This is a genomic window from Vibrio sp. 1978 (genome assembly GCF_033344345.1).
Genome location: NZ_JAWPOP010001020.1, coordinates 1 through 519, shown reverse-complemented (window position 1 = coordinate 519; position 519 = coordinate 1). Strand labels below are relative to the sequence as shown.

Sequence of the window (519 nt, the reverse complement as noted above, 5' to 3'; positions counted from 1 at the left end):
GGTAGGCTTTCCGAAATCCGGTTTAGCGATGACTCATTACCAAAAATTGAGTTCCAATATGATGTTATGGGGAGGCTTTCTGTCACTGAAACTGAGAGTTTCAGAGAGAGCAAACTTTATGACGGTGTCGGTCGATTAGTAGAGCAGCAATGGTCAGGTAGAGAAAAAAAATACATATACAATGCACAGAACCGAATCTCTTCAATTTTAGATAATACTGCAGGGGCAACTCACTATCAGTACGATACCCTCGGGCACGTTACAAAGGTTAGTGAAGCCAGTTCGACTTCAACATTTGAATCAGATAGCTTTGGAAATCCCGCTTTGGCTGATTCTAAGGTAATGAGTGACCGCATTGAAGCTTATGCAGGTGTTCGTTACAAATACGACCAACAAGGTAATCAAGTTAAACGAGAAGGCGATGGCACGGTTCAAAAACGTGTGTTTGACGCATTAAATCAACTGGTAGAAGTACATGGTGATTCGAGTATTAGTCACTATGAATATGATGCATTAGGC

The 519-nt window shown here is 41.4% G+C and carries 1 pseudogene; it reads left to right on the top strand.

The annotated features are described in order from the left end of the window. Positions 1-519, top strand: a pseudogene (locus tag R8N49_RS30425) (RHS repeat domain-containing protein); the annotation flags it as partial.